Origin of the sequence: Pseudomonas sp. App30 (assembly GCF_047947025.1) — a bacterium.
Classification (GTDB): Bacteria; Pseudomonadota; Gammaproteobacteria; order Pseudomonadales; family Pseudomonadaceae; genus Aquipseudomonas.
In genome coordinates, this window is the sequence record NZ_CP133165.1 from 857,282 (window position 1) to 872,325 (window position 15,044).

Consider the following 15,044-nt stretch of genomic DNA (forward strand, 5'->3'; position numbering starts at 1 on the left):
CCCTTGACCACTCCGGAACTGGAAAGTCGCCCTTGGCGGCATTCACGCAGTGTCGTGTCGTTCAACGACGAACCGCTGGTATTGGTAGACGAACAGGACCGCGAAGTCGGTTTCCTCGACAAGGCCTCGGCCCACCAGGGCCAGGGCGTGCTGCACCGTGCCTTCTCGCTGCTGGTGTTCAACCACAAGGGCGAGTTGCTGCTGCAACAGCGCGCCGCGGGCAAGCGCCTGTGGCCCGGCTACTGGTCCAACACCTGCTGCAGCCACCCGCGCCGTGACGAAAGCATGGAGGTGGCCATCGAGCGCCGCCTGGAAGAAGAACTGGGCATGCGCTGTGATTTCCGCTTCCTGTTCAAATTCCAGTACCAGGCCCAGTTCGACGCCCAGGGTGCCGAGAACGAATTGTGCTGGGTGTACGCCGGGCGCACCGACGCAGCCCCGGTGCTCAACCTCAACGAGGTATCGGCCCTGCGCTACATCGCCCCCGAGGCGCTGGACCAGGAAATAGCCGAGCGGCCGCACACCTTCACCCCCTGGTTCAAGAGCGAATGGCAACGGCTGCGCCGTGACCACGCCGAGGTGTTCGCCCCGTTGGCTTGATGACGCGAAGGAGACTGTGGTGGGTATTCCAATTATTCAGCAGGTCAAGATCGCCGGGTACATCCTGGGCAAGAAGCTCACCGGCCAGCGCCGCTATCCGTTGGCGATGATGCTCGAGCCCCTGTTCCAGTGCAACCTGGCCTGCGCCGGCTGCGGCAAGATCGACCACCCCAAGGACATCCTGCAGCGGCGCATGAGCGTCGACGATGCCCTGCGCGCGGTGGACGAATGCGGCGCCCCGGTGGTGTCGATTCCCGGCGGCGAGCCGCTGATCCACAAGGAGCTGCCGCAGATCGTGCAGGGCATCATCGCCCGCAAGAAGTTCGTCTACCTGTGCACCAATGCCATCCTGCTGGCCAAGCACATCGACGAGTACCAGCCCTCCCCCTACTTCACCTGGTCGATCCACCTGGATGGCCTGCGCGAACGCCATGACCAGTCGGTGTGCATGGACGGCGTGTTCGACAAGGCGGTGGCGGCGATCAAGCTGGCGCTGTCACGCGGCTACCGGGTCACGGTCAACTGCACCTTGTTCAACGAGGAACCGCCGGACGACATCGCCGCCTTCTTCGACTACGCCATGGAACTGGGCGTGGAAGGCATCACCGTGTCCCCCGGTTTCAGCTACGACCACGCGCCGCGCCACGACGTGTTCCTGGGCCGCACCGAAAGCAGCCAGCTGTTCCGCGAGGTGTTCAAGCGCGGCAAGGGCCGCTCGCGCAAATGGGTGTTCAACCAGTCGTCGATGTTCCTCGACTTCCTGGCCGGCAACCAGCGCTACCAGTGCACGCCCTGGTCCAATCCCACCTACAACATTTTTGGCTGGCAGAAGCCCTGCTACCTGCTGGTGGACGAAGGCTACGCGCCCAGCTACCAGGCGCTGATGGACAGCACCGAATGGGAACGCTACGGCGTGGGCATCAACCCCAAGTGCGACAACTGCATGGCCCACTGCGGGTTCGAGGGCACCGCCGTCGACGACACCTTCGCCCACCCGCTCAAGGCCTTGCGCGTGGCGCTGCTGGGGCCGCGCACCGAGGGCGCGATGGCCGAGGCGCTGCCGGTGCGCTATGCCCAGCCGATACCGGTGAAGCTGATCGACACACCGTGACCGCCGCCGGCCGCGCGCTGGCGGCCACGGCACATAACTAGAAAAGGACCACCGATGATTATCGCCTACCAGAAACAGTGCCAGGCGTGGGTCGACGCTGGCCTGCAGGAGTTGCTGCAGACGCCCAGCGCGCCCTTGCAGCATTTGTACGACGCCATGCGCTACAGCGTGCTCAACGGCGGCAAGCGCGTGCGCCCGCTGCTGGTGCACGGCGCCTGCCAGGCCCTGGAGGGCGACCCGCGCCAGGCCCTGGGCGCCGCCTGCGCCGTGGAGCTGATACACGCCTATTCCCTGGTGCACGACGACCTGCCGGCCATGGACGACGATGACTTGCGCCGCGGCCAGCCCACCACCCACAAGGCCTTCGACGAGGCCACCGCGATCCTTGCCGGTGACGGGTTGCAGACCCTCGCCTTCGAAACCCTGTGCAGCGAGCGCCACAACCCCGCCGACCCCGGCCTGCGCCTGCGCATGCTGCGCACCCTGGCCCAGGCTTCCGGCCCGGCGGGTATGGCCGGCGGCCAGGCCATCGACCTGGCGGCGGTGGGCAAGCAGCTGGACCAGCCGGCGCTGGAAACCATGCACCGGCACAAGACTGGCGCGCTGATCAGCGCCAGCGTGCGCATGGGCGCCCTGGCCAGCGGCCGTGCCGACGAGGCCGCGCTCAAGGCCCTGGCCGACTACGCCCGGGCCGTGGGCCTGGCGTTCCAGGTGCAGGACGACATTCTCGACGTGGAAAGCGACACCGCCACCCTGGGCAAGCGCCAGGGCGCCGACCAAGCCCACCACAAGCCCACCTACCCTGCCCTGCTGGGGCTGGCGGCGGCCAAGGACTATGCCCGGCACCTGCTGGACGAAGCCCTGGGCGCGCTGAACCCGCTGGACCATCACGCCGACGCGCTGCGGGCGCTGGCGCGGTTCATTGTCGAGCGTCATCACTGAGGCCGCCCCGGCGTTCGCCAGCCGGGCCACGTGGGGAGAAGACCATGCAGAAAACCTTCCTGGAAATACCCCGCACCGCGCCGGCCACGCCGCTGCTCGACCACACGCCCACGCCGCTGCAATTGCGCCGCCTCAACGAGGCGCAGTTGCAGGCCCTGGCCGATGAGCTGCGCCAGGAACTGCTGTACACCGTGGGCCGCACGGGCGGCCACTTCGGCGCCGGCCTTGGGGTGATCGAACTGACCATCGCCCTGCACTACGTGTTCGACACCCCGGTGGACCGCCTGGTGTGGGATGTGGGCCACCAGGCCTACCCGCACAAGATCCTCACCGGGCGCCGCGGCCTGATGCACACCCTGCGCCAGCAGCACGGCCTGGCGGCGTTTCCGCGGCGCTGCGAAAGCGCCTACGACACCTTTGGCGTTGGCCATTCCAGCACCTCCATCAGCACGGCCCTGGGCATGGCCATCGCTGCCCGCCTGCGCGGCCTGCCGCACAAGACCGTGGCGGTGATCGGCGACGGCGCGATGACCGCCGGCATGGCTTTCGAGGCCCTGAACCATGCCCCGGAGGTAGGCGCCGACCTGCTGGTGGTGCTCAACGACAACGACATGTCGATTTCCCGCAACCTGGGTGGGCTGTCCAATTACCTGGCGCGGGTGCTGTCCAGCCGCACCTACAGCTGCATGCGCGAGGGCGGCAAGCGCATCCTCGCGCGCCTGCCCGGAGCCTGGGAGCTGGGCCGGCGCACCGAGGAGTACGCCAAGGGCATGCTCGCCCCCGGCATGCTGTTCGAAGAGCTGGGCTGGAACTACATCGGCCCGATCGACGGCCACGACCTGCCCACCCTGGTGGCCACCCTGGGCAACATGCGCGACCTCAAGGGCCCGCAGTTCCTCCACGTCGCCACCCGCAAGGGCAAGGGCTTCGCCCCCGCCGAGGCCGACCCCATCACCTGGCACGCCATCGGCAAGCTGCCGCCCCCCGAGGCCGCGCCGGTGCCCAAGGCGACCAGCGGGCCGAAGTACTCCAGCGTGTTCGGCCAGTGGCTGTGCGACATGGCCGCCGCCGACCCGCGCCTGACCGGCATCACCCCGGCCATGAAGGAAGGCTCGGACCTGGTGGCCTTCAGCGAACGCTACCCGCAGCGCTACTTCGACGTGGCCATCGCCGAGCAGCACGCCGTGACCCTGGCCGCCGGCATGGCCTGCGAGGGCCTGAAGCCGGTGGTGGCGATCTACTCGACGTTCCTGCAGCGCGCCTATGACCAGCTGATCCACGACGTGGCGCTGCAGAACCTCGACGTGCTGTTCGCCATCGACCGCGCGGGCCTGGTGGGCGAGGACGGCCCGACCCACGCCGGCAGCTTCGACCTGTGCTACCTGCGCTGCGTGCCGGGCATGGTGATCATGGCGCCCAGCGACGAGAACGAGCTGCGCCGGCTGCTGAGCACCGGCTTCCAGTATTCAGGCCCCGCCGCCGTGCGTTACCCGCGCGGCACCGGGCCCAACGCGCGCATCGAGCCGGGGCTGCAGCCGCTGGAGATCGGCAAGGGCGTGCTGCGCCGGCGCGGCCGCCAGGTGGCGCTGCTGGTGTTCGGCACCCTGCTGCCGGCAGCGCTGCAGGTGGCAGAGGCGCTGGACCTGAGCGTGGCCGACATGCGCTTCGTCAAGCCCCTGGACGAGGCGTTGATTCGCCAGCTGGCCGCCGAGCATGAGTTGTTGGTGACGGTGGAGGAAAACAGCCTGATGGGCGGCGCCGGCAGCGCCGTGGGCGAATACCTGGCCGCCCAGGGCATCATCATGCCGCTGCTGCAGCTGGGCTTGCCGGACCGCTACATCGAGCACGCCACCCCGGCGCAGATGCTGGCCGAGTGCGGGCTGGACGCGGCGGGCATCGAGGCCGCCATCCGCCAGCGCCTGGCGCCAGCCGTAAAGGTAGCCTCGCGCTCAGCCTGACACCCCGTAGCAGCTGCCGCAGGCTGCGTCCGGGCACACCGCGGTCAACTCTTCTTGCCCATCAACCCGCGCACGGTTTCCTGCAGGTCGGCGGGCAACACCACCACCTTGGCGTTGTTGCTGGCCGCCAGCGACTGCATGGCGTCGATGTAGCGCTCGCCCAGCAGGTACATGGCCGGCACCATGTCATCGCCGATCGCCTGCTTGATCTTGACGATGGACGTCGCCGAGGCCTCGGCCAGCTTCACCGTGGCCGCGGCATCCTTGGTGGCCGCTTCTTCGCGCGCGGTAGCCGCCAGCACCGCCGCCTGGCGTTCGCCCTCGGCGCGGGTCACGGCGGCCTTGCGCTCACGCTCGGCGGCGGCCTGGCGTTCCATGGCGCCCTGCATGGACGCCGACGGCTTGATGTCCTGGATCTCCACCGAACGCACGGCAATGCCCCAGTCGTCGGTCTGGGTGCTCATTGCCTCGGCCAGCTTGGCCTTGATGGCCTCGCGGCTGGACAACGCCTCGTCCAGGTCCAGTGTGCCGATGATGGCCCGCAACGCAGTCATGGTCAGGCTGGACACCGCGTATTGGTAGTCCTGCACGCCGTAGGCGGCCTTCTGCGGGTCGATCACCTTGAGGAAGCACAGGGCGTTGGCAACGATGATGGCGTTGTCCTTGGTGATGATTTCCTGCTGCTGGATGTCGAGGATAATGTCCTTGGTGGGCAGGTTGTACTGCACCCGGTCCATGTACGGAATGACGAAGTTGAGCCCCGGCTTGAGGGTGGTGTGGTAGCGCCCCAGGCGCTCCACTATCCATTCCTCGCCCTGGGGCACGATGCGCACGCCCTTGGCCAGGGTGACCAGGGCGAAGGCGGTGAGCAACAACGGGATGATCAAGCTGCTGAAGAGCATGGTGTCGGTCCTTGAGAATAGTGAGCAGGAAAATCAGGCCACGGTGACGCGCACCGTGCCACCTTCCACCTTGACCAGGCGCACGCGGGTGCCGGCGCTGATGGCTTCGTCGGCCACGCAGGCCCACTCCTCGGCGCCGAGGATGGGCTTCTGGAAGCGCACCCGGCCCTTCTGGAACGGCGCCACGGCTACGGTCAGCAGGCCCACCTCGCCCAGCACCTCGTCCACGCTCCAGCGGGTTTCGGGGCGGCGCTTGCGAAAGAACTTCAGCCACACCAGGGCGATCAGCGACGACAGCAGCACCCAACTGACGATCTGCGTGCCCAGGGCGACAGCGGGCACGACCAGGGCCACCACGCCGATGAGCACGGCGCCCACGGCGAACCAGAGGATGAAGAACGTCGCGGTGAAGAGCTCCAGCACCGCCAGGGCCACGCCCAGGGCGATCCAGATCTGCCAGTCAAAATCCATGTCGGCTCGCTTGTGTGTATCGGGGAAGGAGGTACGGGCGAGAGTGTGCCAGAGAACCCGGCAGCGGATCGAGAGGAGGATGTAACAAGACAGGAATGCCACAGCCTTGTAGCCGCTGCCGACAGGCTGCGCTGGCCCTTGGGTACGCTGGAAATTTCCAGTGTATTTGAGGGCCAGCGCAGCCTTCGGCAGCGGCTACGAGGGCGCGTGGCTAGGCGATATCAGCGGGTACCCGCGCTGCGCAGCGCGTTGGGGGTGTAGTCGGCAGGGGTCATCTTCAGGTCGAACTGCACGAAGTTGCGCTCTTCGTTGCTCATGCCGGTGACGATGTAGCGGCCGCCCAGCAGGTCATACAGCCCCTCGAACGCCTCGGCCTGGACCTGGCGGTGGTAGTACGGCATCAGCATCGCCTGCCCTACGCGCCACAGCTGGCCGCGGCCGTCGTACAGGTCGGACATGGCGATGTTCCAGCTGTCCTCGTCCACATAGAAGGTGCGCTTGCCGTAGATGTTGCGCGCGCTGGGCTTGAGCGTGGCTTCCACCACCCACACCCGGTGCAGCTCATAGCGGGCCAGGGTCTGGTTGGTGTGGCCAGCCTGCAGGATGTCGGCGTATTTCACTGTCGGCAGCGCCAGGCGGAAGTTGTTGTAGGGGATGTACATCTCCTGCTTGCCCACCAGCTTCCAGTCGTAGCGGTCCGGGGCGCCGTTGAACATGTCGAAGTTGTCCGAGGTGCGCATGCCGTCCGAGGCGGTGCCCGGGCCGTCATAGGCCACCTGCGGGGCACGCCGCACGCGGCGCTGGCCGGCACTGTAGACCCAGGCTTCGCGCGGCTGCTTGATCTGGTTCAGCGAGTCGTGCACCAGCAGCACGTCACCGGCCAGGCGCGCCGGCGCGGTGACTTCCTGCTTGAAGTACAGCAGCGCGTTCTGCGCCTCCTGGGGGTCGATGCCGGGCATCTGGTCAGGGAAGCCTACCTGGTCACGCAGCTGCACGATGTTGTAGGAGCCGTTGGCCTGTGGCGCGGCCTGGGTGTACACGCGGCTGAGGTTGCCACCCCGGTAGCGGGTGATGTGGTTCCAGATCACCTCCAGGCCGTTCTGCGGGATCGGGAAGGCGTAGAAGCGGCTCTGGTCGAAGTTTTCCAGGCCGTTGCCGTCCGCCACCAGGTTGACCTTGGCAGCGCTGATTTTCGCCGCCGCGGCCACGTTGGGCGGCACCGCGACGCTGCGGTGGGTGGTGTACACCGGGATCACGAACGTATCGGGGTAGCGCTTGAACAGGGCGATCTGCCCGGCCGAGAGCTTGCCCTGGTACTGGTCGAGGTTCTTCGCGGTAATGGTGAACAAGGGTTTTTCGCCGGCGTAGGGGTCGCCCAGGAAGCCGTTGCTGTCCACCGGCGCGGCGTTGGTTTTCAGGCCGCCGTCGTAGGCCGGGATGCTGCCGTCCTTGTTGCCGGCCTTCTCGCCTCCCAGCGGGGTCAGGGTGGTGCCCAGCTTGGCCACCTGGTCGGGGCTGACCGCCGCCATCACGTTCACTGCCACCAGGCTCAGGGCCAGGGCGGCGCATTGCATTGCCTGCTTGCCAATCATCATGAGTTCCCCACCTTAGAAGTTCACGCCGAAGCTGAGGGCGACGAAGTCGCGGTCAGACACGGTGTTGTAATCGCCACCAAAGAAGTTGGTGTAGTTGAGGCTGGCGGTGTAGGTGTTCTGGTAGTCGGCATCCAGCCCCAGGCTGACGGCCTTGACCCCTTCGTTGAACACCGGCCCATAGCCGTGCACGTCATGTGACCAGGCAATGTTGGGCTTGAGGTTGATGCCGGCGATGGCGTTGGCATAGTCCCAGATGGCCCGGGCGCGGTAGCCCCACGAGGTGGTGGTGTAGAAGCCGCCCGAGCCGTACTCGGCGTCGGCCGCGGCGTTTTCCGGAATGCCGAACACGGCGTCGCGGCCAAAGCGGTTGCCGGCGATGTCGCTGACCCCGGACACGTGGTCCATGCCCACCTCGCCCACCAGCGTCAGGCGCTGGGCGCCCATCACCTGGTCGAAGAAGTGGGTGAAGGTGGTCTGCACCTGGGTGACCGGCTTGCGCACGTAGCCGCTGTCCACCTGGTTGGCCTGGGCCAGCGCCGCGGCCGCGCCGCCGGTGGCCGCGGCGGTGGCCACGGAACTGGCGAGCATGGTCGTGACGTCGGTGGTGTTGAGCTGCAGCGGCATGTTCGGCCGGTAGCTGACCTCGCCGCTCCAGGCGGTGCCGGTGGGCAACGTGGTAGCGAAGCTCAGGCCGTACAGGCGAATGTCCTCGGGGTATTCGAGGAAGTAGCTGCCGCGCCCCAGCAGAATCGGCTGGGCCAGCGCCGGGGTGGTCAGCGCGCGGCGGATGTCGGCGGCGCTGGCGTTCTGCACGCTCACGTACGGGGTGCGGCTGTGATAGTTCATCACGTAGGCGCCGTACTCGGTGTCGTCGCCCAGCCAGCGCAGGGCCAGGCCCCACTGGCCGGAGTCGCGCGCGTCGTTGTCGGAGCCGCGCGGTACGATCAGGCCTTCAGGCGTCACGTTCACGCCCAGCGAATTCAGCGCGGCCTTGGTGCCCGGCTGGTTCAACGCGTTGACGGTGGTGGCGTCGAGGATGGTGTAGTTGTTGCGGCAGCCCTTGGCGGCCACGTCGGTGGACGAGAAGAAGGTGCCGCAGTTGTCGAGGATGGTGTTGTCCCAACCCAGTTGGTAGAACGCCTCGGCGGACAGTTTGTCGGTCAGCCCCTGGGACACGTACAACATGTTCACCGGGATCAGGCCTTCCTTGATTTCCGCACCGGGGCGGCGGAACGCCGACACGTCGATGGGGTTGATGGAGTTGATACCCCCGCCAATGAAAGTACTTTCACCCCAACTCACCACTTGCTTGCCCAGGCGCACGCTGCCGGGCTTTTCCGCGAGCTGGTAGTTGTAATAAGCGAAGGCGTCAAGTAATTCGATGCCGGAAGATTTGGCCGCTTCCTGGCGATGGTCATTACTGACGTTCTTGAAGTCCTGGTTCTCGTCCTGAAGTTCGAAGTCATACCAATACTTGGCACGGGTAAACACGCCAAAATTATCGTACTTCAACTCCAGGTCATGGATGCCTTTGAAAATCTTGGAGAAAGTCTCGCCTTTCTCGAAGTTCAAGCGCCCGTCATCGTTGGTCTGGGTAAAGCCATGGCCGCCGTTGGCCGAGCCGATCAGCGACTGCTTGGGGCTCTGGGTGCTCCAGCTGGCGCCGATGGACAGGGACGAGTCGAACTGCCCCTCGATTTCCCCAATGTTGAAATTCACCGCCTGTGCCTCGAAGCTGACGGCACACCCCGCGACGACGGCCACAATGGTTGATGAAAAACCCGCGAACCTTATTTTTGTTATCATTTGGCGCTCCCTGGTGAATCCCCACATTATTGTTGCACCGCCCGCGCGAACGCCCGGTCATGCCTTTTTTTATTCCGTGAAGACAGCTAAAGATGCGGAAGGTTAATTCAACTGTACGCATTTGAAACAACCTGCCAACAATCTATGTGCCATCCCTGATACTGTCAAATTGACCCAAACGCGTGCAGGCCCATGGCGCCGGGCCTGGGTACGATTGTTGCTTGGGCAGTTAAAACCTTTCAGCCCCGCCAAACTCGCGGGCTGCACCGGGTATATGCGGGGGCGTTATAGGGGCCCATAAACAAAAGCCCGCGATGAGCGGGCGGTGTTATTCATGGCGCAATGTGAGCTGTATCACCAAACAACATGTGTGACACATTGTTTCGCGCCCGTGGGAGCTGGCTTGCCAGCGAGTTGTTGAAGCATCCAAAAAGCTCGCTGGCAAGCCAGCTCCCACAAGCGCGGTGCCTCAGATCAGGGCCTGCCGCAAACTCGCGATCACCATCTCGCCCATGCGCGTGCGCGTCTGCACGGTGGCGCTGGCGCGGTGCGGTTGCAGCACCACGTCGTCGCGGGCGAACAGCGCCGGCGGCACGTTGGGCTCGTCGACGAACACGTCCAGCCCGGCCCCGGCAATGTGCCCCGCTTCCAGCGCGGCCACCAGGTCCGGCTCGTTCACCAGCTTGCCGCGCGCCACGTTGATCAGGTAGCCACCGCTGCCCAGGGCCTGCAACACCCTGGCGTCGATGATGCCCTCGGCCTTGTCTGCTGCCGCCGCCACGATAAGCGCGTCGCTGTGGCGCGCCAGTTCCACCAGGTCGGCGACGAAGGTGTAGGGCACGTCGCCCATGGGCTGCAGGTCGGTGTAGCTGATGGGGCAGCCAAACGCGGTGGCGCGGGTGGCGACGGCGCGCCCTACCCGCCCCAGGCCGACGATACCCACGCGCAGGCCACTGACCTGACGCGCCAGGGGCAGCGGCGCCAGTGGCGTGGCGCTGGCGGGCCACTGGCCGCTGCGCACGTAGCGGTCGCTGGTGCACAGGCCGCGGCAGGCGGCGATCAGCAGGCCCATGGCAAGGTCGGCGACGTCCTCGGTCAGCGCGCCCACGGTGGCGCTGACGGTGATGCCGTGGTCGCGGGCGTAGGCCAGGTCCACGGCGTCGGTGCCCACGCCGTTCACGGCCACCACTTCCAGGTGGGGCAGCTGTTCCATCACCTGGCGGGTGATGCCGGTGTGGCCGCCGGTGATCACGCCACGGATCTGCCCGCCCACTTCACGCAGGTACGCGGCCTTGTCGGCCTGTTGGTAATAGGGGTGCACGGTGAACAGCGTGGCCAGCTGCTCGCGAATCTCGGGGATGAGGATGGGGCTCAGTTGCAGGATGTGCGGCTTCATGGTGACCTCGAAGACAAAGGGGAACGGCGCGGCTCAGCCACGGCCCACGAACGGCATGTTGGTGGCCATCACGGTCATGTTCAGCACGTTGGCCGACAGCGGCAGCCCGGCGATGTAGCGCACCGCGTCAGCGATGTGCTGCACGTCGACCATGGGCTCCACGGCGATCTCGCCGTTGGCCTGGCGCACGCCCTTGGTCATGCGCACCGACAGCTCGGTGAGGGCGTTGCCGATGTCGATCTGGCTGCAGGCGATGTTGAACTCGCGGCCGTCCAGCGCCAGGCTCTTGGTCAGGCCCAGCACCGCGTGCTTGCTGGCGGTATAGGGCGCGCTGAACGGCCGTGGCGCGTGGGCCGAGATCGAGCCGTTGTTGATGATGCGCCCGCCCTGGGGCTGCTGGCGGCGCATCAGGCCGAAGGCGCCGCGGCTGCACAGGAACACCCCGGTGAGGTTGGTGTTGATCACGTTCAGCCACTGGTCCACGGCCAGCTCGTCGATGGGCACCGCGGGGGTGTTGACCCCGGCGTTGTTGAAGATCACGTCCAGGCGGCCGTACACCTCCTCCACCGTGGCGAACAGCGCGTCGACGCTGGCCGGGTCACGCACGTCGGTGGGCACTGCCAGCGCCTCGCCGCCTTCGGCACGGGCCTTTTCCACCAATTCCTGCAGGGGCTCGGCGCGGCGGCCGGCCAGCACCAGGGTGAAGCCGTCGGCCAGCAGGCCCAGGGCCACGGCGCGGCCGATGCCACTGCCGGCGCCGGTTACCACGGCCACTTTGCGCGTTGTTGTTGTCATGTCGCTCACTCCTTGATGAATGGATTAACGGCGCGCGCCCACGCGCACGCTCAGTTCGCCGATGCCGTCGATGCCGGCGCTGATCACGTCGCCCGGTTCCAGCGCGGCCACCCCCGGTGGCGTGCCGGTCATGATCAGGTCGCCGGGGCGCAGGGCGATGGACTGGGACAGGCGGCTGATGATCTCGCTCACCGACCAGATCTGCTGTTCCAGGCTGGAGCGCTGGCGCTCGACGCCGTTGACCTGCAGCCACACTGCGCCGCGGTCGGGGTGGCCGATGCGGCTCACCGGCACCACCGCGCCGATGGGCGCCGAGCCGTCGAAGGCCTTGGCCGCCTCCCAGGGCTGGCCGGCGGCCTTGGCGGCCATCTGCAGGTCGCGGCGGGTCAAGTCCAACCCTGCAGCGTAGCCCCAGACATGCTCTAGCGCGCTGCTTTCAGGGATATCGCCACCCCCGGTGCCGATGGCCACCACCAGTTCGATCTCGTGGCAGAACTCGCGGGTCAGCGGCGGGTACGCCAGCTCGCCGCCGGCCTGCAGCACAGCGCTGGCCGGTTTCATGAAGAACATCGGCGCCTGGCGCACGGCGTCCTGGGCGTCGCCCCAGGGGTAGTTGCGGCCCAGGCAGAACACCCGGTTCACCGGGAAGCGCGCGTCACTGCCCTGCACGTCCAGGGTCACGCCCGCGTCGGGGGCAAATACGAATGGGCTCATGGTCTACCTCGTGGCCTGTGTGTCGTTGGCCCACAGCGTACGGCGCCGTGGGCGGTGAAAGTTGGAGAAAACCGTGGCTGTCCTGGAGTAAACCGGGCTCAGCGGGCACGCAGTTGAATGCGGTACAGGCGCCCCAGCAGCAGCGAGTAGGACAGCGTGCCGCACAGCGCCACCGCGCCGATGAACCAGAAGGCGTAGGCGAACGAGCCGGTGGCATGGACGATGCCGCCGATGACGATGGGCGTGACGATGCCGCCGATGTTCGCCGCCAGGCTGGTGATGCCACCGGTCAGGCCCACCAGCTCCTTGGGCGCCACCTCCGACACAGCCGCCCACGACGCCGAGGCGATGCCCTGGGCGAAGAACGCGGTGGTGAGGATGGCGATGCACACCACGTTGGAGTCGGTGAAGTTCACCAGCACGATGGACATGCCCAGCATCGAGCCCACCACCAGCGGCAGCTTGCGTGCAAAGGACATGGAGTAGCCGCGGCGGATCATCCAGTCCGAGAGGATCCCGGCCAAGAGGATGCCCACCGTGGCGCCGAGGAACGGCATCACCGCGAAGATGCCGACCTTGATCATGGTCAGGTGGCGCTCTTCGATCAGGTAGGTGGGGAACCAGGTGAGGAAGAAATACAGCGCCGAGGTGCTGGCGAACTTGCCGATGCAGATCGCCCAGATCTGCCGGTAGCTGAGCAACTCGCCGATCTGCCGCCAGCTGAAGCGGGTGCGCTGGGCGCTGGCTTTCACCAGGCCGCCGCCGTCCTCGATGTACTGCAATTCCTGGGCGCTGACCTTCTTGCAGGCCAGCGGGTCGCGGTACAGGTACAGCCAGGCCACGCCGAAGGCGATGCCCACAAGGCCCGTGCTGTAGAACACGTGGCGCCAGTCGTAGGTGGTGGCCAGCCACAGCAGCGCGCCGGTGAACAGCGCCGTGCCCAGGTACTGGCCGCACACGTAGATGCTGCTGGCCAGGCCGCGCTCGCGGGCCGGGAACCACACCGCCACCGCGCGGCTGTTGGCCGGGAACGCCGGGGCTTCCAGGGCGCCGACGGCCAGGCGCAGGCCGAACAGCGAGGCAAAGCCACCGGCCAGGCCCTGGCCGACGGTGACCGCCGACCAGGTGATCAGCGACAGGCCGTAGGTGAAGCGCGAGCCAAAGCGGTCGGCGACAAAGCCGGCCGGCACCAGCGCCAGCGCGTAGGTCCAGGCGAAGCCGGAGAAAATCAGGCCCATCTGGATCTTGTCCAGGCCCAGGTCCTTGGCCATGAACGGCGCGGCGATGGAGATGTTCACCCGGTCCACGTAGTTGATGATGGTGGCGATCAGCAGCAGCGACAGCATGAACCAGCGTCGCCGGGTGGGCAGGCGCGCGGCGCTGGTGCTGTGGTCGAAGGTTTCGGCGGGGGCGGCCACCAGGTCGGCGTCGACGTTGGGCATCTGCCGGTTGCTGGGGGCCAGGTACTCGTGGGGAGTCGTCTGCATGGTACGAACACCTTCTAATTATTGTTGATAGGTATCGAGTCGGACGCCTCCAAAGTGATCGTACAACCATTGAAAATCAACGGGCCGGTTAGAACGTTTTTGCACAGCGAAACCGGCTAGAGGTCAAAAGTCCAAAAACAAAAAGCGCTGAAAACAAGCTGGCAAAACGCCAATTAATCGCCAGAATTATTGATTTAGAGCGGTTACCATCGGCCAGGCGCGCAGCAGCGTTTTTGCACTTGGCAAAAACCACAAAGCCACGCAAAGTGTGCAAAGTGATCGTACAATCACCCAAAACAACACGCCTGACAGCCGCCCCTAGCGGCTGAACAACAGGAGAGACACCATGCAGTCTTCCAGCCGCGTGCCCACCTTCGGCATGCAGCAACGCAGCGAACGCCCCGACTTCTACATTCGCGACGAAAGCGTGCGCAAACCCGAGACCGCCCCGCACCGCCACGAGTATTTCCAGATTCAGGTGAACCTGGGCGGCGACACCGTGCAGCACATCGGCAACGTGCAGCGGCCCTTCCCCAGCCGCGCCCTGGCGTTCATCCTGCCGCACCGGGTGCACATGATCCCGCACCCTGCGCACGCGCATTTCCAGTTGATCAACTTCTCCCAGGCCTTCCTGCTGCCGCACCTGAGCTGCGACCCGCTGGACCTGGAAGACGTGTCGATTGCCCTGGCCCCGGAGCTGGCGCCGTTTCGCTTCCAGGAGCACTTGGACTTCATCCTCGAGCCCGCACCCTTCGCCCAGGTGTGCGGCTTGCTGGAGCAGATGCACGCGCTGGACCGCGACCGCCAGTTCGGCATGCGCGAGTCGCTCAAGGGCCTGCTGCTGCAGCTGATCGGCGGCGTCTGCAGCCAGTACGCCGAGCCGCTCAAGGCCCTGGCCAGCGGCAATGCCGCCCAGCTCAGCCGGCGCGACGCGCTCAAGCGCATGTCCACCTACGTGCGCACGCACCTCGCCGACCCGGAGCTGGACCTGAAGAAGGTGGCGGCCGCCACCTACCTGTCGCCCCACTACCTGACCCACTGGCTGAAGAAGGAGATTGGCAAGAGCTTCAGCGAGCTGGTGCTGGAGCGGCGCATGCACCTGGCCCGGCAGCTGCTACTGGACAGCCTCAAGCCGGTGGGCGAGATCGCGCGGCTGTGCGGGTTCGCCGACGAGGCCTATTTTTCCCGGCGTTTCCGCCATATACACGGCCTGCCGCCGGGGCAGTACCGGCGCCAGCAGCAGGCGGTTACCGGCCAGGCCGGCTAG

14 protein-coding genes are annotated in these 15,044 nt (G+C 66.4%); 6 read left to right on the forward strand and 8 right to left on the reverse strand.

All coding sequences use genetic code 11. The annotated features are described in order from the left end of the window. The first annotated feature begins 3 nt into the window (after window positions 1–3). The 4 genes from idi to dxs are packed head-to-tail and all read left to right on the forward strand — an operon-like array spanning window position 4 to window position 4,611. Entirely contained in the window at window positions 4–600 is a 597-nt protein-coding gene (gene idi / locus RAM80_RS03740) for an isopentenyl-diphosphate Delta-isomerase (RefSeq protein WP_416424891.1), read from the forward strand. Between the two features lie 19 nt (window positions 601–619). Next, the gene (gene hpnH, locus RAM80_RS03745) at window positions 620–1,711 is read left to right on the forward strand and encodes an adenosyl-hopene transferase HpnH (protein ID WP_416424892.1); all 1,092 of its coding nucleotides are present in this window, start codon (window positions 620–622) and stop codon (window positions 1,709–1,711) included. A gap of 54 nt (window positions 1,712–1,765) precedes the next feature. Continuing rightward, complete coding sequence (gene ispA, locus RAM80_RS03750) at window positions 1,766–2,653, forward strand: (2E,6E)-farnesyl diphosphate synthase (RefSeq protein WP_416424893.1); 888 nt, start codon at window positions 1,766–1,768, stop codon at window positions 2,651–2,653. A gap of 44 nt (window positions 2,654–2,697) precedes the next feature. Beyond that, window positions 2,698–4,611, forward strand: a complete 1,914-nt coding sequence (gene dxs / locus RAM80_RS03755) for a 1-deoxy-D-xylulose-5-phosphate synthase (protein WP_416424894.1) — start codon at window positions 2,698–2,700, stop codon at window positions 4,609–4,611. Between the two features lie 44 nt (window positions 4,612–4,655). Here the strand turns inward: dxs and RAM80_RS03760 are convergent, their stop codons facing one another. From RAM80_RS03760 to RAM80_RS03775, 4 genes are all read right to left on the reverse strand, one after another. Beyond that, a complete protein-coding gene (locus tag RAM80_RS03760) occupies window positions 4,656–5,513 on the reverse strand; it encodes an SPFH domain-containing protein (RefSeq protein ID WP_416424895.1) in 858 nt (285 codons plus the stop codon). Window positions 5,514–5,546: 33 nt separating this feature from the next. Continuing rightward, the gene (locus tag RAM80_RS03765) at window positions 5,547–5,984 is read right to left on the reverse strand and encodes an NfeD family protein (RefSeq protein WP_416424896.1); all 438 of its coding nucleotides are present in this window, start codon (window positions 5,982–5,984) and stop codon (window positions 5,547–5,549) included. A 221-nt stretch (window positions 5,985–6,205) separates the two neighbouring features. Continuing rightward, entirely contained in the window at window positions 6,206–7,579 is a 1,374-nt protein-coding gene (locus tag RAM80_RS03770) for a DUF1329 domain-containing protein (protein ID WP_416424897.1), read from the reverse strand. A 12-nt stretch (window positions 7,580–7,591) separates the two neighbouring features. Continuing rightward, window positions 7,592–9,385, reverse strand: a complete 1,794-nt coding sequence (locus RAM80_RS03775; RefSeq protein WP_416424898.1) for a DUF1302 domain-containing protein — start codon at window positions 9,383–9,385, stop codon at window positions 7,592–7,594. On the opposite strand from RAM80_RS03775, the gene RAM80_RS03780 reads away from it, so the two are divergent. Then, window positions 9,285–9,491, forward strand: a complete 207-nt coding sequence (locus RAM80_RS03780) for a hypothetical protein (RefSeq protein ID WP_416427612.1) — start codon at window positions 9,285–9,287, stop codon at window positions 9,489–9,491. The genes RAM80_RS03775 and RAM80_RS03780 overlap by 101 nt on opposite strands. Window positions 9,492–9,854: 363 nt before the next feature. On the opposite strand, the gene RAM80_RS03785 is transcribed toward RAM80_RS03780, so the two are convergent. The 4 genes from RAM80_RS03785 to RAM80_RS03800 form a co-directional block, all read right to left on the reverse strand. Then, a complete protein-coding gene (locus RAM80_RS03785) occupies window positions 9,855–10,781 on the reverse strand; it encodes a 2-hydroxyacid dehydrogenase (protein ID WP_416424899.1) in 927 nt (308 codons plus the stop codon). 33 nt (window positions 10,782–10,814) lie between these two features. Then, window positions 10,815–11,576 (reverse strand): SDR family oxidoreductase, encoded by a 762-nt coding sequence (locus RAM80_RS03790; protein WP_416424900.1) that lies wholly within the window; start codon window positions 11,574–11,576, stop codon window positions 10,815–10,817. A gap of 24 nt (window positions 11,577–11,600) precedes the next feature. After that, on the reverse strand, window positions 11,601–12,290 hold the full coding sequence (locus RAM80_RS03795) for a fumarylacetoacetate hydrolase family protein (protein WP_416424901.1): 690 nt from the start codon (window positions 12,288–12,290) through the stop codon (window positions 11,601–11,603). A 98-nt stretch (window positions 12,291–12,388) separates the two neighbouring features. Next, window positions 12,389–13,636 carry an MFS transporter gene (locus RAM80_RS03800; protein ID WP_416427409.1) on the reverse strand — a complete coding sequence of 416 codons (1,248 nt, stop codon included), beginning with the start codon at window positions 13,634–13,636 and terminating at the stop codon, window positions 12,389–12,391. Window positions 13,637–14,123: 487 nt separating this feature from the next. On the opposite strand from RAM80_RS03800, the gene RAM80_RS03805 reads away from it, so the two are divergent. Further along, window positions 14,124–15,044 (forward strand): helix-turn-helix transcriptional regulator, encoded by a 921-nt coding sequence (locus RAM80_RS03805; RefSeq protein ID WP_416424902.1) that lies wholly within the window; start codon window positions 14,124–14,126, stop codon window positions 15,042–15,044.

Excerpts from the sequence above, each read along its gene's own strand:
- RAM80_RS03805 (WP_416424902.1), top strand. The coding sequence starts at position 14,124 with ATGCAGTCTTCCAGCCGCGTGCCCACCTTCGGCATGCAGCAACGCAGC.
- RAM80_RS03760 (WP_416424895.1), bottom strand. The coding sequence starts at position 5,513 with ATGCTCTTCAGCAGCTTGATCATCCCGTTGTTGCTCACCGCCTTCGCC.
- RAM80_RS03785 (WP_416424899.1), bottom strand. The coding sequence starts at position 10,781 with ATGAAGCCGCACATCCTGCAACTGAGCCCCATCCTCATCCCCGAGATT.
- ispA (WP_416424893.1), top strand. The coding sequence starts at position 1,766 with ATGATTATCGCCTACCAGAAACAGTGCCAGGCGTGGGTCGACGCTGGC.
- RAM80_RS03765 (WP_416424896.1), bottom strand. The coding sequence starts at position 5,984 with ATGGATTTTGACTGGCAGATCTGGATCGCCCTGGGCGTGGCCCTGGCG.
- RAM80_RS03800 (WP_416427409.1), bottom strand. The coding sequence starts at position 13,636 with ATGCTGTCGCTGCTGCTGATCGCCACCATCATCAACTACGTGGACCGG.
- RAM80_RS03795 (WP_416424901.1), bottom strand. The coding sequence starts at position 12,290 with ATGAGCCCATTCGTATTTGCCCCCGACGCGGGCGTGACCCTGGACGTG.
- RAM80_RS03775 (WP_416424898.1), bottom strand. The coding sequence starts at position 9,385 with ATGATAACAAAAATAAGGTTCGCGGGTTTTTCATCAACCATTGTGGCC.
- RAM80_RS03770 (WP_416424897.1), bottom strand. The coding sequence starts at position 7,579 with ATGATGATTGGCAAGCAGGCAATGCAATGCGCCGCCCTGGCCCTGAGC.
- RAM80_RS03780 (WP_416427612.1), top strand. The coding sequence starts at position 9,285 with ATGTTGAAATTCACCGCCTGTGCCTCGAAGCTGACGGCACACCCCGCG.
- RAM80_RS03790 (WP_416424900.1), bottom strand. The coding sequence starts at position 11,576 with ATGACAACAACAACGCGCAAAGTGGCCGTGGTAACCGGCGCCGGCAGT.
- dxs (WP_416424894.1), top strand. The coding sequence starts at position 2,698 with ATGCAGAAAACCTTCCTGGAAATACCCCGCACCGCGCCGGCCACGCCG.